This window comes from Corynebacterium freiburgense (assembly GCF_030408815.1).
GTDB classification, from domain to species: domain Bacteria; phylum Actinomycetota; class Actinomycetes; order Mycobacteriales; family Mycobacteriaceae; genus Corynebacterium; species Corynebacterium freiburgense.
In genome coordinates this window covers 2,059,947-2,082,332 of sequence record NZ_CP047355.1, presented here as the reverse complement: position 1 = coordinate 2,082,332, position 22,386 = coordinate 2,059,947, and the positions used below count along the sequence as shown (strand labels likewise).

Sequence of the window (22,386 nt, the reverse complement as noted above, 5' to 3'; positions counted from 1 at the left end):
CGGTGTGTGCACGTGAGATTGTTGACAGCATAGGCTGGGAACTTTTCCACGCACATACCGACCAACTCAATAGCCGAATTGGGAATCGGCTTGTTCACATCTCAGTTTGGTCTGGTATGTAGTGCAGGTTTTACGCCAAATGGAAACTCAGGCGCACATCGTCCGCGTACCTTTGCGTAGCGGAGATACTCGAAACCCGGCGTCGAGGGCAATTCGACGCCGGGTTTTGGGTTAATAGTCCTTAGCACAACAAATTTGGGAGACGATTTGTGCTAACGACGAGGGACAATGTGAGGAAAGAAGGTTGGGTCCTTGCTCACCACACGGCCGAAGCTGGGTAACTCCGGATTTAGTTTTGAACTTTAGGATTGCGACGTACTCCAGAGAAAGCACGACCATCCATTGGGACTCGGCGGTTATTGAGAGACTCAACAACACGGCCGGTGAGTTGGTGTAACTCAGCGAGCTCAAAACGAGTAAGGTCCACGCTTGCAGCTACGCAGCGCTGGAGAGGGCCTGCCTCAACTTCAAGATCGCGTCCCCGTTGGGTAAGGGAGAGGATACGGCGGCGAGTATCGGTCGGATCGATAAGACGTACCAGAAGGTCTGCAGCCTCCATGCGCTTCAGGAGCGGGGAGAGAGTGCCGCTGTCCAGGTGGAGGCGTTCACCGAGCTCATTAACGCTCAGGCCGTCTTCCTCCCACAAGCATACGAGCACGAGGTACTGCGGGTATGTAATACCCCAGCGGTCCAGGTGTCCGCGATAAACTTGTTGGACTGCACGTGCAGCTGAATACAAAGAGAAGCAGACGAGGTCGTCGAGATTCAAATGGGTCTTGGGCTTGTTCACATCGTTGAGTATGTCGTGTAAAGCGAACCTTCGCAATTCGGGGGTAGGATTAATTGTGTACGTTCAATTTCGTGAGCAGCAATAAATGGGGGCGCGTTTTGTTTATGGGTTCACCTGGCCAAATGGGTTGCGTCAGACGTATCACTTCAAAAGCTGTAAATTTGCTATGGGGGTGAGATTTGAATAGTGCGAAATGTGCTAATTGAGTTAATTAATAGCTTTGTGAAACGTTAATTCAAATTCACTAAATACAACTGTTATAAGATTTCTTGCGCGTTATATAAAATGCTTTTTAGGCGGCAAAACTCATATACACAAATGGCACTTTTGTAACTTGCTCGAGGGCCGTTTTTGTATTTTGGTGGGCTTTTGCCGTTACAAATCCGTGTCTTTTGTATCGTGGTTTGATGCTCACATTGGTGTAATTTATTCGTGCGCAGAGTTCATCTAAGGGTGCGATGTCGGATTCGCACATAGGAGTGGCATCGTTGTGGAGGTCAGGGAGCTGTCTGTTGGTCGGACATCTGACCTCTCCACCCATTTTATGCTTTGACTAGGGATTTGGGGAATTTTGGATTGTGTTTGAAGATGCGCCGACTGCTTGCCTGCTAAAACATGCGTACGGGCCTGGTGTTATGAAGAAGATTTCATTATCTTGAAGGTAGTTTTATTCAGTTGTGTACTTCATAAATTTTCGACTACTGTGCGGTTTACTTACGGTAAATTCGGAACTCGAGTGTTAGATTGAGGCCGTTTTGAAAATCGACCCATTTGGATAGAAGAAAGCTGTATTGCGCTCTAGATGCCCTAACCGAAAGCTCCAAAATTAAGATTAAATTAAGGTTATTGGTAGCTTTTGTTGTGTGACTGTTGGTGCTGAACACGGGCTTTTCTAGGCGTTACATGCCTCATTAGTGCGGGGGTGGATGTGCGTGATAACCCATTGTTTTATTTCCCTCTTGAACCCGGTTTGGCGCCTTGCGGGCGCGTCAATTTCTGGATTGATCGGTCGTCTGAGGAGTGGTGTAAGACGATTTTCAGGCGATAAAATTTGGTCCAGCAGGAATCGGAGATGGGGGTAATATCAATATTGCTACTTAGGTTGGATGCGGTATTGAATGGTCGGATCGCTGGGCTTCAATTCTTGTGCTTCGCTACCTTTCTGTATCGTTTTTGCCCCCGTTTCTGGGGGTGTGCAATCGGACTTTGGAAAATTGATTGCGCACTTTATGATTTGGACTTCCATGGCTAAATGACTGGTCACAGTCCTTCAATTGTCATATTTTTGGCCATATCACTTTTATAGGAAGAATCAATAATGTAAAAATTGAAGCCGAGGAGGGGGTAGAAGTGTTGTCGCGTCCAATAGAGAAGGGGAGTACTCTATTGTCTAGTGCGCACTATTCATTATTGTGCAAAACCAATAATTCATTTTGGTTAATCCAAGTGAAGATTGAGGTTTCTTTAAGTTTCGACATTGATATAAAAGTTCAGGTGAAGCTGCATTTAATTGGCCTACGTGGGCCATTGGGGGATAGCTGTCTATATCTTTTGATCCGTCGGCGGTCAAGGGGCTTTGACTGTACCGTTTAGGTTGCGGAATAGATAAAAAAATCCCACCCGATGGGGTAAAAGCCTTGCCTAACAAATCGCGAGTCTAATGATAGGGAAACGTCTATAAGTCGCTTGTGTTGGTCACCACTTAGCGTGTATCTCCGATAGCAAATTGCTCACAAATCGTTCTCTGTCTGGTCTAGTTTTTGGAACTGGGTCAAGTTGTCTTGCTTTTAATAGAGCGTGATAAATGGTGTGTGGCAGAGCTTTTGATTGGTTTAGTTTATTGCGTCCTGCGTTTTCTATTTCATTCTTTGAGTGGTAGAAATGTTTGTGCCCCTATTTTTAGCGGCATATAAAATATGTGTAGCTCTTTAATCCGGCCGCATTAATGAATATAAGGAAACGCCTCTTTATTCGATAATCAAATAGTACATTGTCGCAAATGTGCTGTTAACGCGTTGCTTTTTGCGCTGTGCAGTGCATTGCAGAGCAAATCTTTGCTAAAACCAGAGAATAATAAAAACGCCCCGCACGTCAGTGTGAACCTAAGGTGTCCATACTTGCTGGTTTGCGGGGCGTCGTAACGCTAAACGTGGGAATGACGTCTAGCAGTCGAAGTACATTTCGAACTCTTGCGGGGTCGGGCGGAGGCGGACTGGGTCGATCTCATGGTCATACTTCATTTGGATATAGGTATCAATGAGGTCATCGGTAAACACATCGCCTTCGGTAAGGAAGTCATGATCTTCCGCCAGTGCCTTGAGGGATGCCTCCAGGGATGTTGGAGCCTGGGGAATCGATGCTGCTTCCTCGGGAGGGAGCTCGTAGAGGTCTTTATCCACCGGCGCATGGGGCTCGATGCGGTTTTTAATGCCATCGAGCCCGGCGAGCATCATGGCAGCAAAGCCAAAGTATGGGTTGCCAGAAGGGTCCGGTGCGCGGAATTCAATACGCTTAGCCTTTGGGTTTGAGCCGGTAATGGGAATGCGTACCGCGGCAGAACGATTTCGCTGCGAATACACCAAGTTAATTGGGGCCTCAAATCCTGGAACAAGGCGGTGATAGGAATTGAGCGTTGGGTTGGTAAACGCCAACACCGCGCCTGCATGGTGGAGAATGCCGCCAATATAATAGCGGGCCATATCAGAAAGGCCCGCGTACCCGGATTCATCATGGAAAAGTGGCTTGCCGTCTTTCCAGAGTGATTGGTGTGCGTGCATACCAGAGCCATTATCACCAGCGAGTGGCTTTGGCATAAAAGTAGCGGTACGGCCAGCGCGATATGCGGCGTTTTTTACAATGTATTTAAAAGTCTGTAAATCATCGGCGGCATGAAGCAAGGTATTAAAGCGGTAGTTGATTTCTTGCTGCGTGCCGGTTCCCACTTCGGGGTGTTGACGCTCCACAATAAAACCTGCGTTTTCAAGGAGCAGGGTCATATCATCGCGGAGTTCCTCATATACATCATGGGGGCCGGTTTGGCCATACCCTCCCTTGAGCCGGGTTTTATATGCTCGGTTGGGAGTTCCGTCAAGTGTGGTATTAGACCCGCGGTTCCACCAACCAGCGTCAGCATCAATGGAGTAGTGACCATGGTGGGCGTCGGTAGCAAAACTCACCTTATCGAATAGGTAGAACTCTGCTTCGGCGCCAAAGAAACAGGTATCCGCAATGCCCGTAGAGGTGAGGTATTCTTCGGCTTTTCGTGCGACATTACGAGGGTCGCGGGAAAACGGTTCCCGGGTAAACGGGTCATGCACAAAGAACTTCATATTGATGGTCTTTGCTTTGCGGAACGGATCAACCACGGCGGTATTCACGTCCGGAAGCAGATTCATATCGGATTCATCAATCGTGGTGAACCCTCGAATAGATGAGCCATCAAATGCGAAGCCCTCTTCGGCGGCTTCTTCAGTAAAGGTTGCTGCGGGGATTGTAATTCGCTGTTCGGTACCGGGGACGTCGGTGAACCGCATGTCCACAAATTTCACGTCTTCGTCGCGGATATATTGAATTACGTCTTCGATGGAATTGAACGCCACAGGGCACTCCTAGCGAATGGCGGGGCCGATTTCTATAGTGCGAGCTCTTGGGTGCAGAGAGTATATGGGGGCACCTTGCTCGGTAGGCGCAATACCCAATGCGCCTACAAAGCGCAAAGGTCCAGTGCATGGCATATTGCTGGCACATATGTTGTATCGCACGATGGAGATTCTACCTATATCTATCACTCGACCGTAATCATGGTGGCAATTGGGGTTGATCCTTCCAGTGTTCTTTCGAAACAAACCTGGATATGGTGATAGCTATGGCAGATGCAAAGCACAGTTGGCTGGATGGGCCACAGATCCCGGCTGAAAACGATGATCCATTTGCGCCTGGGCTATGGCCGGGTGAAAAACTAGGCCTTCCGGAGTCCGGGGTGGGTGCGCTTGCTAGCGTAATGCGGCGTGTTGGTGGTATTGCGTTCGACTGGTTTTTGTGTATGTTTGCGGCAATTATTTTAAGGAACTTCACGTCTCAGCTTGGAGGCGTATCTACGATTACGTTCTTTGTATTCCTTATTCTCGGCACGGTTTCCGTTTCTTTGTTTGCACGGACTCCTGGCCAGGCGGTGTTCCGTATGGGGGTTGCCCGGGTTGATGCCGAAGAACGCGTCGGATTCATCCGCGCATTTGTACGAACATTTTTAACGCTATTTGTATTTCCACCTATTCTTGTGGATGCCGACGGCCGCGGGCTCCATGACCGCGCGACCGGCACCGCCGTAATTTTGGGGTAAATGGCGTATCCACGTAAGCACTATAAAAACAGCAGGAATAGCAATACCTGTGCGCTGACGATTTTTGTGACCATGGCCATGGGGTACACGGTTGTGTAACCAATGCTGGGGAGTTCGTTTTTGGTTTGGTCGGAGACATAACTCAAAACCGCAGGGTGGGTTTGCAGACCGGAAAGAATGCCAGCAACTTGACCGAACGGGATTTTGAGGATCTTATAACCAATAATCAAGGTGAGCAGGCTGATTGCAAAGGTAATCATTGCGCCAACACCCAAAATGGTTAGTGAACGGGGGTCCGAAAGTGCTTTCCCGAAACCTGCGCCTGCGGTGGTACCAATACCAGCGAGGAATAATGTAATTCCAAGTTGTCGGAGCGCAAGATTGGCGCCATAGGGGACCTGCCAAACAATATTTCCGGTACGGCCAATCGCCCCTAAAATCAATGCAACGATGAGCGGTCCACCGGCGCTACCGAGTTTAAGCGCAGTGCCACCTGGAAGCGGAAATGGGATCATGCCGATTAATACACCAAAGCTTAGGCCGACCAACATCGGCAGCAGATTAATATCGGAAATCCGCTTGTAGGAGTCGCCAAAAAGGCGGGTTGCACGGTCGATGCGATCATGTGGTGCAACCACGCGAACGCGGTCACCGAGCTGCAAAATTGTATCTGGTGTGGCTACTACATCAGCGTCGCCGCGACGCACTCGGGTCACCAGCATACCTTGGAGGCGTGGGCGTAGTTTCCGCAGTGGCACACCTACCATTTCGGTTGTGGAGACGAAGATACGGCGGTAGTCCAGGCCTTCATCATGAGTGGGATCACCGGGTAGAAATTCGCCAATGTGTTTTTCTGCTTCCAGAACTTGGTCTTCAGTGCCAACAACCGAAACGATATCGCCGGGATCCACATGGTCGCCGGGTTCGGGGAGGAATAATTTACCGTTGTGTTCGATGCGAGAAATAATAATTTCTAGGTCGAAGCGGTGCGGCATTGTGGTCACCGAGGGCAGGCCTTCCTTGGTGACTAAAATACGTCGAGTCAGCAACTCTTGAATGGCCACCCCGGCGTCTTGCGCTTCTTGATCATGGTTGATTCGAAAAACCTTCGCCATAACCGCTACAGAAATAATTACGCCGAGCACACCGATGGGGTATGCCAATGAGTATGCAACTACGGGGAGTTCAAGTTGTGCTTTAGTATCTAGGTCTTCACCAATAAGCGCAGGTAGCGTATCGACGACCGCCGCCATCGCCGGTGTGTTTGTTAGGGCACCGGTAAACATGCCCGCACCGGAAGGGTTATCGATATGAAATGCTTTGATAAGCACATATGAAATAGCAGTAACCGCAATGACTACGCCAACGCCAAAGACATTATGGCGCACACCGGTAGTACGCATAGATTCGAAGAACCCCGGTCCAGCCTCTAAACCGATCGTATATACGAATAATGAAAGGCCAACAATAAAAATAATAGGAGGAAGAGTAATCTCTGGCTCTAAGGTCGCAAACCCCAGTCCCACAAAGAGTACCGCTGCCACCCCCAATCTAAAACCAGCGATTTTAATGCGTCCAGCGAGGAGGCCGAGCGACATTATGACCAATAATGCTAAGAGCTTATTCTCCACTAACAATTGCACACTTCCATCGTGGCACGGGCGCGTAACGCCCCTCAACTTCGGTAGTTGATAGCCCAATCAAACTTTCGGAAAACGCCGATATGGAATACCACACTTGCAGGAAATCTAAAGTATAAGAAGGCACCCCAATCTAGGGTGATGGTTGAAAGCTACCGTGAGCTCGATATGAAAAGCCGATGGCCAATGTTCAATGGTGCTCCACCCTAAGAGGCAAAATGTGAGTTTTGCCGCAGCGGCCAAAAGATTGTGTACACAAAACACTTTCAGTGTTTTTCGTGCCGCAGGCCTGGCAAAAATATGAACTTGTCCCCAAAAGTTAGCCTAGCCTTCATTCTGAGGTGTTTTGAGGTATGGGAGGGATTGGATGGTGCTGGCATGGCTTTGGGAAGAGCTTGGGGGCAGGCTTGAGGAAGGATTGAACAAGCTTAAGGAAGGGTTGGGCAAGCCCAGGCCGGCAGATTTGTGTTGTGGGCTTTTGGTTTAGGGGTGTGAGCTGGGGAAATGTGGTGGTGGGTTGTGGGTGATGTGAAATCTGCCTGATTCCGGGGCGTGGCGGCTGAAAAACCAGGGCTTCCCGGGTGTATTGGCTGGTTTCCCGAGCCTTCGAGCCGCTTTCCCGGGTGTTTAATAGGCGCACCCTATCAAACTAGTGATGTTTTCATGTCGAGTGTCGCAGATTCCATAAAATCGCCTTTAAAAATGGAATTTGTGACAGCAACCAATCTTGCGCACAATCGTTGACCTGGGGTTTGTCGCAGATTCCATTAAAACAGTGAAAAAAATGGAATTTGTGACAGGTTCCCTACCTATCGTGTCGCAGATTCCATAAAATCAGCCGAAAAAATGGAATCTGTGACAACACGCCCAAAAGATCAACCAGCGCCCAACCAGACCCCAACCAGACCCCAACCAGACCCCAAAAAGACCGGCCAGACCCAGGCACCTCCCAACCAAACGCCAACCAACCCCAACCAAATCCCAGGTCAACAGAAGCACACAACCAAACCACAAACACCCAGCCCGAAAACCAAACCATAAACCCCACAAGCTCCACATCATGGAGTACTCGTGGGGCACAAACAAAAGGTTTAGTGTTTATTGCGTTCCGCGGCGCGGCGGGCGCGGCGGTTCATTCCAGATACTCGGGCACCTTTTGGTAGTGGTCCTTTTGGTAAACCAGCTTGTTGTCCGGTGTGGCTGTCAATGGAATCTACGCGGGCGGCAAGGGCGTACACTTCGTCTTTTTTCATATTCCGCGGCAATTTCATCAGTTCGCGTTGGAGGTTACGAATTCGTACTTGTCCTTCACCTTCGCCGGCATACATTTCATAAATGGGTGCATTGCCGGCCACACGTGCCAGACGCTTTTTTTGTTGCGCCATGAGCGGCCGCACGCGATGCATTTCGCCTTCGCCAACCAGTACGATTCCGCAGACGCCTACAACGCGGTGCACCGCATCCATTTGGGTGGTTGCGGCTACAGCGGTTTTGGTTTTCCACACCATGCCAACACCATTGCGCAGGTTTTCTAAAGCCCATCCAGCGGCACCGGGTTGGTCGGAGGCTTTATCATAGACCGAGTTTTCTACGCGGCGAGTAAACACATAGAGAGCTGCGGTAAAGCCAACAAGTAAGCCTAAAAATAGCATGTACCATTGGCCACCCCAGAGCAGCCCGAGGAGGAAGAACGCAAAAGCGATACCAATAATGGTGAGCAGCAGCAGCGGGACTAGTTTTTTATCCTGCTTGCGCTGAATTTGGAACGCTTGCCACATTTGCGCCCAGTTTTGTTTAAACCGGGCGAATTTTGCGGAGCGTGCCTGCTTTTTTGCAGCTTTCTCATTCTGCTTCCGTGCGTCTGCCATGCTCTCCACAATAGGGGATAAGGCTAACAGCAGCGAAAACGAGAGCTGAATTACCGGCTTACAACCGGAGTATCTTGGGATGCGCCGTACTTTGCTAAGAGTGATGTGGCTTCCTGCGCGGTTGATCCTGCTGTAGTTTCCGCAAGGTGGCGTAGGTTTTCGGGGAGGCGTTCACCGCGTGCGGCGATTGTTTGTGCGTATAGACGCCCCGCCCGGTAAGAAGACCGGACAAGGGGCCCGGCCATAACTCCGGTAAAGCCCATTTCCTTTGCGGCGTCAGAATGTTCGACAAATTCCTCTGGTTTTACCCAGCGTTCGATCGGGTGGTACATCGGGCCCGGACGAAGGTATTGGGTAATGGTAAGAATATCGCAGCCAGCATCTCGGAGGTCTTGCATGGATTGGGTGACTTCATCGAAAGTTTCGCCCATACCAAGAATAAGGTTTGATTTGGTGACCAGGCCAAAATCCCGTGCCTGACGGATAACATCTAAGGATCGGTCATAGCGGAATGCGGGGCGGATACGCTTAAAGATTCGAGGTACTGTTTCAATATTGTGGGCAAATACCTCGGGGCGGGCTTCGAAAACTTCTTGGAGAAGGTCTGGTTTTCCAGAAAAGTCTGGGACTAGGTTTTCCACGCCGGTATGGGGGTTAAGGGCATGGATTTGTCGGACTACTTCTGCGTATAGCCAAGCGCCTTCGTCATCAAGGTCATCGCGTGTAACGCCGGTAATGGTTGCGTAGTTGAGCCCCATTTCTTGGATGGATTCGGCAACGCGGCGGGGTTCGTCGCGGTCGAGTGGCTCGGGTTTTCCGGAGGAAATTTGGCAGAAGTCGCAACGTCGTGAGCATTGCGATCCGCCAATAAGAAATGTTGCTTCGCGGGATTCCCAGCATTCATGAAGGTTCGGGCAGCCGGCTTCTTGGCATACGGTGTGTAGGGATGCGCCAGCTACGCGTTGTTTCATGTCTTGGAATTCGGGGCCGGTTTTTGCGGTAGTCCGAATCCAACGTGGTTTCGATTCGATTGGGGTTTTCGCATTGCGAGCCTCAATGCGAAGCATCTTTCGGCCTTCAGGTGCAACAGTCACGCCGATAACCCTACCAAGGAGCGCAAAATCATGAGAAGTGAAGGTACCTGTTGACAAAATAAGGTACCTTGTTAATAATGGAAGGTGCCTTCATAATTTGAATCTTGTGAGTGCATATATATGAAAGGAACATGATGTTTGGTTTTCCACCACCTCCAACGTCGCCCGAGTCGCCGCTGCCCGGCTGGGAACCGCCGATTCCTTGTGACAGTTTTGAACATCGGATTTTTCGGATTCATAGGTTATTGCGGCGTGCGGCGATGTTCGGCGTCTTACATGAGCATGGGCACGGGCGTTCGCGGCGTCGACAAGTATTTCAGGGGCAGGGCCGAGTATTAGCGGTGCTTTCCATGCAAAGCCCAATAGCGCAAAATGAACTGGCTTATGTTATTGGTGTGCGTCCGCAATCTTTGGGGGAGGTGCTGTCCAAGCTGGAAGACGCTGGATTAGTGCGCCGCGAAGTAGACCCTAATGATGCCCGGGCACGATTGGTGCACATTACGGATGCTGGTGTAGAGAAAGCGAAAGAACTAGCGGAACAACCGCACATTGATGCGACGAGTGGTTTAACCGATGAGCAACGAGACCAACTCTGTGCGCTTTTGGATCTTGTTATTGATCATTTAGAGGAAACTCACAGGAATGAACAGGAGCCACCAGAGGGGCCACCGCACCGTATGCGGGGGCGGGGGCGGCACGGACACTGGCACGAACATTAATTGGCTCAACCAACAGGGGAAGTGCTTGGATAGCAGATATGGAACAAACACTTCCCCCATGCCCAGAATGCGAAAGCGAATATACATACGAGATGGATGCGCTCGTTGTGTGTCCCGAATGTGCGTACGAATGGGTTCCTGAAGCTGAGAGCGGCGATGGTGTCCAACAAATTTTCGACGCCGTGGGCAATGAGCTCCAAAATGGGGATACGGTAAGCGTAACTAAAACGCTGAAAGTAAAAGGCGCAACCCAACCAATCAAAGCTGGTACAAAAGTACGAAATATTCGCTTAGTTCAAGGTGTCGGTGACCATGACATCGAATGCAAAATCGATGGTTTCGGTGCGATGCAATTGAAATCAAGCGTGGTGAAAAAAGTAAACTAGCGTGGTCTTGGCGGCAGCTAGGTCAAATGCCCTGAGACAATCACATTAAACTCTAAATCCTGATTGTCTTTGACTGCGCAGGCGATCAAAATTACGCGGCCCGGAATAGTAGTATCCACAAGTTCGGCGTCTTCGATCGCATCTTGCTTCCCCACGAGCCAGGCATTATCTACAACCCATTCGCGGGCTGCCCCATGCTCATCAACAACTCGTAGCTTTGAACCATTTAAAACATCTGAGGAAAACCGGGCAACCGTGCCTCCGCTTACGGCAGGGACCTGCTCGGGTGGTAGATCTAAACGCACCGATTCAGATACCCGCTCTGCAATAGGATTAAACACCAATTTTTGGTGTGCCCAAGCGTGTCCCAGAATATAAACTGTGCCGTCCTTTGCCCCAGATGGCGGTTGGCCCCAACCCTCGACCCAACGAACCATTGTCTCCTGCGGGCCAGCAGGATCAAGGGGAAGCACATATGGCATGGAATCATATGTAGCGCCCTGAAGCGGAACAGCCCCTTCAATAGAAAATGAACCAACATTTAAAGGTGCGGGGCCGTCATTGACACTTGGCGGGGGTGGTGGGGTAGTAGAAGAACTCGTAGAGGTAGTTGTAGTGGGTTTTGCGGTGGAATCTTGGGTTGGGTTTCCACTGAGCAAATAAACTGAGGCTGCAAGGCCACACACAACCACCACAATTAGTGCCACTAAGGGCACCACTACGGACTTCTTCATGCCACGTTATTGTAGCGAAGGCTCCAGTTTAGGTTGTGGCGAATGCTCCAATAGGCCAAGCAATTTCCGACGCAACGATTCAGTATCAGATTCCAAGGCGACCTCGATATCCGCGATTACGGAAGATTCTGGGCCTTGTGCCATGACAAGAATCCGGTCAGAAAGCAAAATCGCCTCATCCACATCATGGGTCACCATAATGACAGTCCGGCGATTGGCTTCCCATACATTACGTAATTGCAATTGCAATTCGCGACGGGTGAGTGCGTCCAGTGCCCCAAAAGGTTCGTCGAGTAGCAGTATTTCCGGATCAACGGCAAATGCGCGAGCCAGGCCCACGCGTTGTTGCATGCCGCCGGAAAGGCGCGCGGGGCGTCGAGAAGCAGCGTGGGCGAGCCCAACCTGGTCTAAAAACCGGGCTGCTACGGCGCGGCGCTCAGTGGCAGTAAGCTCTGGTCGGGCGGATTTTAAACCAAATTCAATATTTCCCTGTGCGGTCATCCAGGGCAATAGTGCATGGTGCTGGAAAACCATTCCTCGGTCCGGGCCTGGAGAAGTAATTTGTTGACCATTGGTAAATATTGTGCCAGAAGAAGGAAATGCCAATCCGGCGATCATAGAAAGAATCGTGGATTTACCGCAGCCAGAAGGTCCTAAAATAGAAACGAATTCGCCTTGGGAAATTGTGATATTTGTTGTTTGGATAATCGTGGTCGAGCCATAGGATTTTGTAATATCTCGTAACTCTACATGGTTTGAATTAGTCATAGCGAACAACTTTCTGTAATGCAGCAATAAGATGGTCAAGGATAAGTCCAGTAGCGCCAATAATAAGAATGGCTACCACAATGGCGTCTATATCTAATCGGTTCCATTGATTCCAAACAAAAAACCCAATGCCTTGGCCACCAACTAACATTTCTGCGGCAATAATCACGAGCCAAGAAGTAGAAAGGGAAACGCGCAATCCGGTAATAATTCCCGGTAATGATGCGGGCAGCCATACATAGAGAATTTGGGGCCATTGTGGTGTGCCGAGTGTTGCCGCAAGATGCAAATAGGTGGGGTGCACGTTTCGAACAGCATCGATGGTGTTTAATAAAGTCGGCCACAGGGCGGAAAGGACAATTACAAAGATTGCAGTGCGTTCGGCATCGCTAAGTAATGCCAGGCCAAGTGGGAGCCAGGCCAATGGTGAGACTGGTCGCAAGACCTGCAATAATGGATCCACAGCCCAACGAAGTGTCGTGCTTTTGCCAAGTATAAAACCAAGTGGAATGGCAATAAATGTGGCAATAGAAAAACCAATAAGTACGCGGCGTAAAGAGGCTAGTAAATGCCAGAAAACTCCAACACTACTTGGCCCATCACGATATAAAGGATCCGAAAGTATTTCTACACCCCTGGTAAATGTGCGTGCTGGCGTTGGAGCGAGTCCGCTAATCCAGCCATATGTTGCCGCAAATTGCCAAAGGCTTAGCGCCGCAAAAAATAAGAGTATTCCAATGCCAATTGCTCGGGTAATTGTTGTTTGTTGCGTTTGTTCCGTTTGCATAGTATTCCTGTTTTCAGTATCCGGCTGTGGGAATATTTGGATTAAATTCTTTACCATTAATTGTGGCCGTTTCGCCCCCGGCTGCTATTCCTTCTGGAAGCACAGAATCCGCTAACCTAATTAATGTGGAATCTTCCATCACTATGCTTGTGCCGCCGAGTTTCCAGCGAGCTATCTGTGTAGCCATCCAAGTAATTGCGGTGGGATCTGTGGCATCACCAAAAGAAATGCGTTGTTGATCCGCTACGGTTTCCCCGTGCCAGTTTTGGTATTCACCGCTAAGTGAAGGTAAAAAGAATTTTTCCGGTTGATTTAAGTATTTTTCCTCAGCTAATATTTTGGCCACGGTTTCTTTATTTGCGGGATTATTAGCAAAGGCTGCGGCTTCGCCGAGGGCTTCGGTAAGTAGCTTGGCTTGGTCAGGGTGGATGCTGGCCCAGTCTTTTGACATTGCAATACTGCAGCAGGGGTGCCCAGACCAGAGCTCTTTGGTTAGTTTGAAAATTCTTCCTGCCCCGGAGGCAACTGCGCGTTGATTAAAAGGCTCGGGCCCCACAAATCCGTCGATTCCGCCCACTTGAAGTTGGGCAATCATATCGGCGGGGCGCAGTAAGCGTAGTTCAATATCACTTACCGGATCGATGCCTTCGGAGGCTAAAAAGTCGCGGAACAGTAACGCATGGACTGAGTATTCAAAGGGTATGCCAATGACCTTGCCGCGGAAATCTTGGGCGGATTGCACGGCATTGACGTGCTTGGTGGCTAGGGTAATGGCCTGACCATTGGTGTTTTGAGTAAAAGCCAGAAGGGTGGGACGTTTACCTCGAGTGGTGCCAGCGTTAATTGCAATCGGCATTGGGGAGAGCATATGTGCGATATCGAGTTCGCCGGTAGAGTATGCGCTCCATAGGTCGGCCCAACCGCCATATTTTTTCAGCTTTATAGTAAGACCGCGTGCTTGAAACAGGCCTTGAGCGTGGGCCAGGATAAGGGGAGTTGTGCAGGCAATAGGGACATAGCCGATAGTTATTTCGGCGTTTGTTTTAGAGTCGGCGGTTTGGGTGACGCAGCCAGCGGCGGATCCCAATAGTGGCATGCCCAATATTGCGAGTGCGCTGTGTTGGAGCAGGTTTCTGCGGGAAATTAATGCTGGGGGATGCGACATATCCAGGAACCTTAATGGCGTGCGTTTATCTGTCTATTTAAACTAGACAGATCAGTCTTTTAAATTGGAAGTAGACATTAGCCTTATCGACGCCCGCTTGTCTAGCTGTTTTGCAAAAGTGCACGTTATTCTGTGAATTTATTTCTTTCCAGCATGGTTCATTATTTCAGAAAAATATAGACTAAGCTGTTCACATTAGTGTTGTCGTGTGTTAGGGTCGTTCGTGAAGTCCACTACAAGCTAAAGGAAATTTGTATAACTATGAGCTCTTTAACCCCAAACCATCGCCCAGGTGAACCACTGCAACCAATCGATGGTGAGGCCTTACGTGCATTGGCCAAGAAAAACATTGAAAATCCCGAAGGTGCAAAGAAAACGGTGCGTACTCACACCGAAGCCGATGGGCTTTTCCGTAACTACACCCAAGTGCGTGACCTGAAACCAGTATTAGTTTCGGAGCCTCCCGCATTATTGGGCGATGATTCCGCGCCAAATCCAACAGAAGTCGCGCAGGCGGCCTTGGCGGCTTGCATTTCTGTGGGCATTCAGGCGATTGCAACGCACCGCGGAGTGACGTTGACCAAAATCGAAATCGATATCGAAGGCGATATTGATATTTCCCCAACCTGGGGCGTAGGGGACCTTGATGAAGCTAAGCGACCAGGAGTTTCTGATGTTCGCGTCAAGATTGCATTAGAGGGTGATGCGGACCGAGAGACTCTTGATGAGATTCATAAGGATGCAATTCGCTGGTCGCCAGTGGTTAATACCTATACTCGCCCGGCTGCCTTAACGTCCGAGCTCGTTTAAAACCTAAAAGGATCATCGGCATGACTACCGCAACCATTCACCATATTGAATTGAAGCCCTTGGGTACACACCCGCAACTTTTACAGCAGATTTCGGAATCCGCTGCGGCAGTTGACCAGGGTGATATTGATGCTCGGTATATTCTGCCGCTGCTTGGCTCAGGGCAATTGAATCAGGATCTACTAGCTACAGCCCGACTCATTCGGGAGATCTCTCGCAGCGATTTATCCGTTGGGTTTACAGTATGGGCGCACCGTATGGCGCTGGAGTACCTGAGGGCTTCAAAAAACCCGAATGTGCGGGGCGTCGTTACGCAATTGGAGCGTGGGGAGCGTCCCGGAATTACGGGTATGGCATCGGCGTTTAAAGAATTCGCCGGTTGCGGAAACATTGATTTGCATGCCGTTGCAGTTGCGGGCGGATACCGGATTTCCGGGAAGCTAAACTGGGCGTCCAATTTATATAACGACGCCGTGTTGGTAACGGTGGCGCGAACAGATTCCGGTGAGCGAATCGTTGTGTGTATTGAAAGTTCGGACGAAGGTGTGACATTTGGAAAACCCTTTGGATTGCTTGGATTAAATGCGACCGCCTCAGCCTGGGTAAACCTTCATAATGTGTTCGTTCCAGAGGCACATGTACTTAGCAGAGACTTTGAAACATTCATTCGGGGCGTGCGCCCGACATTTGTATTACTACAAATCGCGGAGTGCCTTGGAGTTGCAGAAGCAGCACTCGCAGCTGCTTCGCGCCGGCTGAATGGGGTCAATGAAACATTTGCGCACGAACTCCATCAACTATATGAGCACATTGGTGAACTTGTGCGTCGGCAGGAGGACTTGATTGCGCAAGTTCCACACGCGGCCCCAGTAGATCTTTTGGAATTGCGTCTGGCTGCCGCCTCAGCTGCCGTTGCTGCTGCAGGTATTGAAGTTCGCGTCGCTGGTGGTGCAGGTTATGCCAAGAATTCCCCGGCTTCTCGGCGGTTTCGGGAAGCCGCATTTATCCCGGTGCAATCACCATCCGAATCGCAACTCCGTTGGGAACTAGCGCGGGCAAGGAATAATAGCGTATGAAAACCACACTCGACGCGCCAACAAGCACGCACTACCGGCAAACCGTAGCCAATTTCCCTTCAGGAGTGACAGTTGTAACCACCCATGCGGATGGTGAGGATATTGGCCTTACCGTCAGTGCCTTCGCTTCATTATCCTTGGAACCTCCAATGGTATTGGTAAGCATTGATAAGAAATCCCGTTCCCATGAGTTTTTGGGTATCGGAGCGCCAATAGGAATCTCTGTTCTCGCTGCTCACCATACTGATATTGCGGTGCAATTTGCCCGGCATGGGCACGATCGGTTTGCCGGAGTCGCATTGGAACGTAAAGGCTGCATTCCAATTATTGCAAAATCCGCCGCATGGTTTCGTGGCCAGGTGACTGATCGTTTCCGTGGGGGAGATCATATAATTTTGACTATTGCAGTAAAAGAATGCGATTTTCAAGAAGGCGTGCATCCATTGCTCTACCAAAATGGGCGATTGCATTCTTGGCCGGAAAGTCTTTCCTAATTTTATAAAGAGTATCGGCGCCAATTGGGGTGTCGATACTAGGGGGTGTGTTTGGGGTAATTATCACTGTAACTCGGATACAAAATATTTTTCAGATTAAACTATCTAGTTTGACTATTATATGATAGCAGGACCATGTAAAAATCCAAGTAGTCCGCTATTTTTAATTGTTTTGTTACCTATTTTGGGAGGGTAGGATTGGGTCAAACCTAAGCTTTGAAAAAGGAGATGAACGTGCCCCCAATTCCCAATTCGTCATTTGCTTCTGGGCCGGGATATCGAATAATTCAATTGGGGTCACGAGCTTTAGCGCGTGCCGAATCAGTACTAATTGGTTTAGGCATTAAACCCCGACATTTAAATGTGCTCTACCTTGTTGCCGCAAATCCCTCATTATCGCAACGCGAGATCAGCGTAGAACTTGGTGTAGATCCAAATATTATGGTCACTATTATCGATGACCTTGAACGTGAAGGCTTGGCGGTCCGAGAACGCAGCACCGCCGATCGACGCCGCCATGTGGTCGTGGTGACCGCAAAAGGCAAACAAGTGCTCGAGGACGGTGTCAAGGCGCTCGCGCAAGGCGAGAAAGATTTCTTTGCGGCCCTTAATGCCGACGAACGAGAAAAGTTCTACCAAATGTGCGGAAAACTCCTTGGTATGTAGCGGGGTGCGCAAAGCGTAGTTTCGCTAGATACCGCGGGATGCAAAAGAGTGATCCGCCACAACCAGCTCGCCTGAAAACGCGGCTGCTAAGGCCTGGGCGAGTGGTTGGATCACTTCATTTGGTTGCACATCCCGCTCGAGTTCGGCGCTTAATGTAGTGACGCCAGCATCGTCGATGCCGCAGGGCACAATATGGTTGTAATACTCCAGTGTGTTATCGCAATTAATTGCTAATCCATGCATAGTGACGCCTCTGGTTACGCGGATGCCTAATGCGGCAATTTTGCGTTCTGGTGCTGGTAGCCAGACGCCTGAGCGGCCGTCGATACGCCCTGCTTGAGAAAGTCCAAAACTACGTACTACCTGGATAATTGCCTCTTCGACGCGGCGCACATAGTCCACTACATCTACGGGTTCCACAAGTTTGATAATGGGATAGCACACTAATTGCCCGGGCCCATGCCATGTGATTCGGCCGCCACGGTCCACATCAATGCATGGCAGGCCATTTGTGGGGCGGTCTTCAGGCTGGGTGCGTTTTCCGGCTGTGTATGTGCTTGGATGTTCTAAAAACAATAATTGGTCGGGGATTTCATTATGTGCACGGGCGAGCGCCAATTCCGCTTGCCTATCCCACATTTCTTGGTAGTCAACCATCCCTAGAATCTGAGTTTCTAACGGCACTTCTAGGTGTCGAATCGGCTGGTCAGGAGCCATAAAGGGGAGTCGGGGAGGAGTCATAATGGCACTGACTTTACCAGGGAGATCACACGGTCATACAAATAAAACTGCACTGCACCCCAAACGGGAAGCAGTGCAGTTTAATTACCAAAGATATCTTCGCTTGTTGGAGAACCTACAAGCTTAGAGATCAAGGTCTCCTGCGAAGTTTGCGGTTTCGAGGCGATCCCGCACCGTGGTGAGGAAGCGGCCAGCATCCGCGCCGTCGATAATCTGATGATCGTAGGTCATTGGCAGGAATACCATTTGGCGAACAGCAATTGCATCAACACCGTCTTCTGTAATAACCACTGGGCGCTTTACAATCGCGCCAGTACCGATCATTGCAGCCTGTGGTGGCACAAGGATCGGAGTATCTGCCAATGCGCCTTCACTACCGATATTGGTAATGGTGAAGGTGCCACCCATAAGATCGGCTGGCTTGAGCTTATTATTCCGGGCACGGTCAGCAATATCCACGATTGCCTTAGCCAATTCAGGCAATGTCATATCCTGCGCATTGTGGATTACTGGAGAGAGCAAACCGGCAGGAGTATCAACCGCAATACCAAGGTTTACCTGTGGGTGATAGGTCATTTCCTTGGTTTGTGCATTGTATGAAGCATTGACATTCGGGTGAGAAACCAAAGCCTCAACAATAGCCTTTGCAAAGAATGGCAGATAGGTAAGGTTTACACCGTACTTGGCTTGGAATGCGGCCTTTGAAGCCTTCCGTAGATCCGCGACCTTAGTCATATCTACTTCGTGCAGCTGGGTAAGCTGCGCTGCAGAATGCAGGGATTCAAGGGTCTTCTTAGCGGTGATTTCTCGAATACGATTAACGCGCTGGGTGGTGCCACGCAACGCGGCCTTTGCCGGATCAACACCCTTTGTCGACGCCGCGGAAACTGGAGCAGCAGGCGCGGCTTCAGCAGGAGCTTTGCCCTGGCCAGCGGCAGCAAGAACATCCTGCTTGCGAATACGTCCACCAACACCAGTGCCAGTAATGGTATTGAGGTCAATACCATGCTTATCAGCCAATTTACGTACTAGTGGTGTTACATATGGCACGTTTTCATTATTTACCTTTGCTGCCGGCTTTGGAGCCTCAACCTTAGGAGCAGGCTCAGCCTTTGGCGCCTCAACCTTAGGTGCAGCTTCTGCCTTTGGTGCCTCGACCTTTGGTGCGGCTTCGGCGGCTGCTGGTGCTGCTGCGGGTGCAGCGCCGGATCCGACGCGGGCGATTACGGCACCGACATCGACGGTGTCGTCTTCTTCGGCAAGGATCTCCAAAAGGGTACCGGCTACTGGTGATGGAACTTCGGTATCGACCTTATCGGTGGATACTTCGAGTAGTGGTTCATCAACCTCGACGGATTCGCCGATTTGTTTGAGCCAGCGGGTAATGGTGCCTTCGGTGACGGATTCACCGAGTTCTGGCATTTCAATATCGGTTGCTGTGCCGCTGGCTGCTGGTGCGGCAGCAGCTGGTGCTTCAACCTTAGGAGCGGGCTCTGTCTTTGGTGCCTCAACCTTTGGAGCGGCTTCGGTGGCGGCTGGGGCTGCTGCTGGCGCTGCGCCGGATCCCACGCGGGCGATCACGGTACCGACATCGACAGTGTCGTCTTCTTCGGCGAGGATTTCCAATAGGGTACCGGCTACTGGTGATGGAACTTCGGTATCGACCTTATCGGTGGATACTTCAAGTAGTGGTTCATCAACCTCGACGGATTCGCCGATTTGTTTGAGCCAGCGGGTAATGGTGCCTTCGGTGACGGATTCACCGAGTTCTGGCATTTCAATATCGGTTGCTGTGCCGCTGGCTGCTGGTGCGGCAGCAGCTGGTGCCTCAACTTTAGGAGCAGCTTCAGCCTGCGGTGCGGCTACGGCAGCAGCGGGAGCGGATGGTGTTTCGCCAGCTTCTCCGATTTCGGCGATGATGGCTCCGACGTCGACGGTGTCGTCTTCTTCCGCCAAGATTTTTAGTAGGATACCAGCGGCTGGGGAAGGAATCTCGGTATCGACCTTATCGGTGGAGACCTCCAGCAACGGCTCGTCAGCGGCGACAGTGTCACCGACCTGTTTCAGCCAACGGGTGATCGTACCCTCGGTGACGGATTCGCCCAGTTCGGGCATCTCAACGGAGAACGCCATTGTGTCAGACTCCTTGGAAAAGTCGTTTTGCTACGGTCTTATATAAAGCAAAGCGTACCGGTTCATTGTTCCTTTTGTATTGTCAGGGTAGGCACAAACCACTTCTTTGACCCTACAATTGTGTGCTGTGTTCAACATATTCGGCCGAAATCGTGCCAAATCCAGCCTGAAACCACCCCGTGCTCCGGGTGAGACCATTAGGCCAGAGGATCGAGACTACCTACGTTCGTGGGTAGTCGGACGTGCTTATGTAGAAGCGTATATAGAGCCAGAAACCGTCGTAAATGAAATGAGTGCCGTTTTAGTAGATGAGAATGGCGATTTTACCCGTCGGCGTATCGGTGGTCCGAAGGGAATAGACGCCCTTGCGTCATTACTTAATATCCCGGTTTATGATGTGGAAGAAACTGGATATCCGCAGCGTATGAGGGCTAAAATCGAGCGAGATCGAATCTTACGAAAGCGCCGTGAGCAACGGGAACGCCGCGCCCGGTTTGAGCGCGGCGAGTACCCGGACGTCGAAAACCCATAAGGGTATTTATGCTTCGGCGCCGATCTCTGCAAGTACCGAAAGCAATGTCCGAACGGGAACGCCAGTCGCGCGGGTGGGGGTATATCCGTAGGTGCTTTCGGTATTAAACGCTGGACCAGCAATATCCATATGGGCCCATTCCACACCTTCGCTTACGAATTCACTCAGGAAATATCCCGCTGAAAGCATGCCGCCAAACCGGTCTGGAGTTAAGTTTCGTAGGTCTGCAACAGGGGATTTCATTGCAGACGCGAGCTCTTCCGGAATTGGCATTGCCCAGGCTTCCTCGCCAACTGAGCGTCCTGCGGCTGCAATGCGGTCCCGGAAATCATCGCTGCCCATTACCCCCGTGGTGCGGGTACCCAAAGCGACCAATTGTGCGCCAGTAAGCGTAGAAACCTCGATTAAATAATCGGGATTATCTTCACAAGCCCGTGCGATTGCATCTGCGAGGATAAGGCGCCCTTCCGCATCTGTGTTCAAAATCTCTGTGGTCTTGCCGCCATAGTGAGTAATCACATCGCCAGGGCGATAGGCTTCCGAACCAGGCATATTCTCCGCCATCGGTACCGTCGCAGTTACCGCCACTGGAAGCTGAAGCCGGGCCGCCGCAATCACCGTAGCGATGACCGCAGCAGAACCCCCCATATCCGAAATCATATGATCCATATTTGCGCTGGGCTTAATGGAAATACCGCCAGTATCAAAGGTCACCCCCTTACCCACCAAAGCAACCTGCTTTGCGGCCTTTCTTGGCGCATACGACAACCGCACTAACCGTGGCTTCCGTGCAGAACCCTGACCCACCGCAATAATGCCGCCAAAGCCATCCTTACGGAGCGCGGCGTCGTCAAGTATCTCAACCTTTACCCCAAACTGCTTTGCGACGTCCGCGGCAAGCTCGGCGTATGTTTCCGGATACAGGTGCGAAGAAGGCGTATTTACAAAATCCCGAGCCAATACCACCGATTCAGCCCGGATTGACGCCGCTTCGCACTCCTGCTTATTGGCGCCAATAAACACAATTTCCGCCACCGGAGCCTTAGCAGCCTCAATTTCGCTGGTTTGCAATCCACGGTAAGTGTAACCGCCCAAAATCACGCCCTCAACGGCGGGCCCTAACCCAAAATCACCAAGCGTGGTAGCTACCTTTTCGACGCCAACCAACCCGCGTGCTACAAGACCTGCGGCACGGCGCACCTGCTCGCCCGAAAGCTTATTCCGGTCGCCAAGGCCCAGGGACACAACGATATCCACTCCAGCCTTTTTAGGCATTGGGATTTTGGTGATCTCGCCATGCTCGCCAGAAACTTTGAGGGTCGCTAATGCATTCGCAATAAATTTCTCGGTTTCCTTATCGAACAAACCACTTGGTTCATAGATCGCCTCAGCGCCGCCTTCGGGATCTTTAAACACCGGAACCACAAACGCTTCTGTACGCTTTGGCAGCTTTTTAGCCACAGATACCTTCGATACAACACCCCGAGCAGGCAATGCTAATTCCTTAGCCACGATGGAATAAACCTCCAGAACAATAATTTCTTAGTGGACCCCTCCACACTAGCCCACGAGCCCCAACCGCAA

General features: G+C 50.6%; 20 protein-coding genes. 8 read left to right on the top strand and 12 right to left on the bottom strand.

Features of this window, described 5'->3' with window-relative positions; all coding sequences use genetic code 11:
• Window positions 1-349: 349 nt before the first annotated feature.
• Together CFREI_RS09435 and glnA are read right to left on the bottom strand one after the other, a co-directional pair.
• Window positions 350-850, bottom strand: coding sequence for a MarR family winged helix-turn-helix transcriptional regulator (locus CFREI_RS09435; RefSeq protein ID WP_027011854.1), 501 nt, complete (start codon window positions 848-850; stop codon window positions 350-352).
• A 2,162-nt stretch (window positions 851-3,012) separates the two neighbouring features.
• Complete coding sequence (gene glnA / locus CFREI_RS09430; protein ID WP_027011855.1) at window positions 3,013-4,449, bottom strand: type I glutamate--ammonia ligase; 1,437 nt, start codon at window positions 4,447-4,449, stop codon at window positions 3,013-3,015.
• Between the two features lie 266 nt (window positions 4,450-4,715).
• Between glnA and CFREI_RS09425 the strand changes: the two genes are divergently transcribed.
• Complete coding sequence (locus tag CFREI_RS09425; RefSeq protein WP_027011856.1) at window positions 4,716-5,189, top strand: RDD family protein; 474 nt, start codon at window positions 4,716-4,718, stop codon at window positions 5,187-5,189.
• Window positions 5,190-5,209: 20 nt separating this feature from the next.
• On the opposite strand, the gene CFREI_RS09420 is transcribed toward CFREI_RS09425, so the two are convergent.
• The 3 genes from CFREI_RS09420 to lipA form a co-directional block, all read right to left on the bottom strand.
• The gene (locus CFREI_RS09420; protein ID WP_027011857.1) at window positions 5,210-6,832 is read right to left on the bottom strand and encodes an aspartate:alanine exchanger family transporter; all 1,623 of its coding nucleotides are present in this window, start codon (window positions 6,830-6,832) and stop codon (window positions 5,210-5,212) included.
• Between the two features lie 1,088 nt (window positions 6,833-7,920).
• Window positions 7,921-8,697, bottom strand: coding sequence for a DUF4191 domain-containing protein (locus CFREI_RS09415; RefSeq protein ID WP_027011859.1), 777 nt, complete (start codon window positions 8,695-8,697; stop codon window positions 7,921-7,923).
• A gap of 50 nt (window positions 8,698-8,747) precedes the next feature.
• Entirely contained in the window at window positions 8,748-9,791 is a 1,044-nt protein-coding gene (lipA, locus tag CFREI_RS09410; protein ID WP_027011860.1) for a lipoyl synthase, read from the bottom strand.
• A gap of 131 nt (window positions 9,792-9,922) precedes the next feature.
• Between lipA and CFREI_RS09405 the strand changes: the two genes are divergently transcribed.
• Together CFREI_RS09405 and CFREI_RS09400 are read left to right on the top strand one after the other, a co-directional pair.
• Complete coding sequence (locus CFREI_RS09405; RefSeq protein ID WP_084170642.1) at window positions 9,923-10,510, top strand: MarR family winged helix-turn-helix transcriptional regulator; 588 nt, start codon at window positions 9,923-9,925, stop codon at window positions 10,508-10,510.
• Window positions 10,511-10,548: 38 nt separating this feature from the next.
• Window positions 10,549-10,896 (top strand): zinc ribbon domain-containing protein YjdM, encoded by a 348-nt coding sequence (locus tag CFREI_RS09400; protein WP_027011861.1) that lies wholly within the window; start codon window positions 10,549-10,551, stop codon window positions 10,894-10,896.
• 17 nt (window positions 10,897-10,913) lie between these two features.
• Here CFREI_RS09400 and CFREI_RS09395 read toward each other — a convergent pair whose 3' ends face one another.
• From CFREI_RS09395 to CFREI_RS09380, 4 genes are read right to left on the bottom strand one after another with little or no spacing between them, the layout of a single operon-like run.
• On the bottom strand, window positions 10,914-11,630 hold the full coding sequence (locus CFREI_RS09395) for a hypothetical protein (protein ID WP_035111336.1): 717 nt from the start codon (window positions 11,628-11,630) through the stop codon (window positions 10,914-10,916).
• A 6-nt stretch (window positions 11,631-11,636) separates the two neighbouring features.
• Window positions 11,637-12,398: an ABC transporter ATP-binding protein gene (locus tag CFREI_RS09390; protein WP_027011862.1), complete on the bottom strand. Its 762-nt coding sequence runs from the start codon at window positions 12,396-12,398 to the stop codon at window positions 11,637-11,639.
• Window positions 12,391-13,185: an ABC transporter permease gene (locus CFREI_RS09385; RefSeq protein WP_051255797.1), complete on the bottom strand. Its 795-nt coding sequence runs from the start codon at window positions 13,183-13,185 to the stop codon at window positions 12,391-12,393. The genes CFREI_RS09390 and CFREI_RS09385 overlap by 8 nt, the downstream gene beginning before the upstream one ends.
• 13 nt (window positions 13,186-13,198) lie before the next feature.
• Entirely contained in the window at window positions 13,199-14,350 is a 1,152-nt protein-coding gene (locus tag CFREI_RS09380; RefSeq protein WP_027011864.1) for an ABC transporter substrate-binding protein, read from the bottom strand.
• Window positions 14,351-14,611: 261 nt separating this feature from the next.
• Between CFREI_RS09380 and CFREI_RS09375 the strand changes: the two genes are divergently transcribed.
• From CFREI_RS09375 to CFREI_RS09360, 4 genes are all read left to right on the top strand, one after another.
• Window positions 14,612-15,160: an OsmC family protein gene (locus CFREI_RS09375; RefSeq protein ID WP_027011865.1), complete on the top strand. Its 549-nt coding sequence runs from the start codon at window positions 14,612-14,614 to the stop codon at window positions 15,158-15,160.
• A gap of 20 nt (window positions 15,161-15,180) precedes the next feature.
• Entirely contained in the window at window positions 15,181-16,236 is a 1,056-nt protein-coding gene (locus CFREI_RS09370; protein ID WP_051255798.1) for an acyl-CoA dehydrogenase family protein, read from the top strand.
• Window positions 16,233-16,730, top strand: coding sequence for a flavin reductase family protein (locus CFREI_RS09365; RefSeq protein ID WP_027011867.1), 498 nt, complete (start codon window positions 16,233-16,235; stop codon window positions 16,728-16,730). Before CFREI_RS09370 ends, CFREI_RS09365 begins: the two co-directional genes overlap by 4 nt.
• 234 nt (window positions 16,731-16,964) lie before the next feature.
• Complete coding sequence (locus tag CFREI_RS09360; RefSeq protein WP_051255799.1) at window positions 16,965-17,396, top strand: MarR family winged helix-turn-helix transcriptional regulator; 432 nt, start codon at window positions 16,965-16,967, stop codon at window positions 17,394-17,396.
• 24 nt (window positions 17,397-17,420) lie between these two features.
• On the opposite strand, the gene lipB is transcribed toward CFREI_RS09360, so the two are convergent.
• Window positions 17,421-18,137 carry a lipoyl(octanoyl) transferase LipB gene (gene lipB, locus CFREI_RS09355; protein ID WP_027011869.1) on the bottom strand — a complete coding sequence of 239 codons (717 nt, stop codon included), beginning with the start codon at window positions 18,135-18,137 and terminating at the stop codon, window positions 17,421-17,423.
• Between the two features lie 123 nt (window positions 18,138-18,260).
• Window positions 18,261-20,270, bottom strand: a complete 2,010-nt coding sequence (gene sucB / locus CFREI_RS09350) for a 2-oxoglutarate dehydrogenase, E2 component, dihydrolipoamide succinyltransferase (RefSeq protein ID WP_027011870.1) — start codon at window positions 20,268-20,270, stop codon at window positions 18,261-18,263.
• Window positions 20,271-20,397: 127 nt separating this feature from the next.
• Between sucB and CFREI_RS09345 the strand changes: the two genes are divergently transcribed.
• On the top strand, window positions 20,398-20,802 hold the full coding sequence (locus CFREI_RS09345; protein WP_027011871.1) for a hypothetical protein: 405 nt from the start codon (window positions 20,398-20,400) through the stop codon (window positions 20,800-20,802).
• Between the two features lie 6 nt (window positions 20,803-20,808).
• Here the strand turns inward: CFREI_RS09345 and CFREI_RS09340 are convergent, their stop codons facing one another.
• Entirely contained in the window at window positions 20,809-22,314 is a 1,506-nt protein-coding gene (locus CFREI_RS09340; RefSeq protein WP_027011872.1) for a leucyl aminopeptidase, read from the bottom strand.
• Window positions 22,315-22,386 lie beyond the last annotated feature (72 nt).

Excerpts from the sequence above, each read along its gene's own strand:
- lipB (WP_027011869.1), bottom strand. The coding sequence starts at position 18,137 with ATGACTCCTCCCCGACTCCCCTTTATGGCTCCTGACCAGCCGATTCGA.
- CFREI_RS09390 (WP_027011862.1), bottom strand. The coding sequence starts at position 12,398 with ATGACTAATTCAAACCATGTAGAGTTACGAGATATTACAAAATCCTAT.
- CFREI_RS09415 (WP_027011859.1), bottom strand. The coding sequence starts at position 8,697 with ATGGCAGACGCACGGAAGCAGAATGAGAAAGCTGCAAAAAAGCAGGCA.
- CFREI_RS09395 (WP_035111336.1), bottom strand. The coding sequence starts at position 11,630 with ATGAAGAAGTCCGTAGTGGTGCCCTTAGTGGCACTAATTGTGGTGGTT.
- CFREI_RS09425 (WP_027011856.1), top strand. The coding sequence starts at position 4,716 with ATGGCAGATGCAAAGCACAGTTGGCTGGATGGGCCACAGATCCCGGCT.
- CFREI_RS09385 (WP_051255797.1), bottom strand. The coding sequence starts at position 13,185 with ATGCAAACGGAACAAACGCAACAAACAACAATTACCCGAGCAATTGGC.
- CFREI_RS09400 (WP_027011861.1), top strand. The coding sequence starts at position 10,549 with ATGGAACAAACACTTCCCCCATGCCCAGAATGCGAAAGCGAATATACA.
- CFREI_RS09365 (WP_027011867.1), top strand. The coding sequence starts at position 16,233 with ATGAAAACCACACTCGACGCGCCAACAAGCACGCACTACCGGCAAACC.
- sucB (WP_027011870.1), bottom strand. The coding sequence starts at position 20,270 with ATGGCGTTCTCCGTTGAGATGCCCGAACTGGGCGAATCCGTCACCGAG.
- CFREI_RS09380 (WP_027011864.1), bottom strand. The coding sequence starts at position 14,350 with ATGTCGCATCCCCCAGCATTAATTTCCCGCAGAAACCTGCTCCAACAC.
- CFREI_RS09375 (WP_027011865.1), top strand. The coding sequence starts at position 14,612 with ATGAGCTCTTTAACCCCAAACCATCGCCCAGGTGAACCACTGCAACCA.
- CFREI_RS09370 (WP_051255798.1), top strand. The coding sequence starts at position 15,181 with ATGACTACCGCAACCATTCACCATATTGAATTGAAGCCCTTGGGTACA.
- CFREI_RS09405 (WP_084170642.1), top strand. The coding sequence starts at position 9,923 with ATGATGTTTGGTTTTCCACCACCTCCAACGTCGCCCGAGTCGCCGCTG.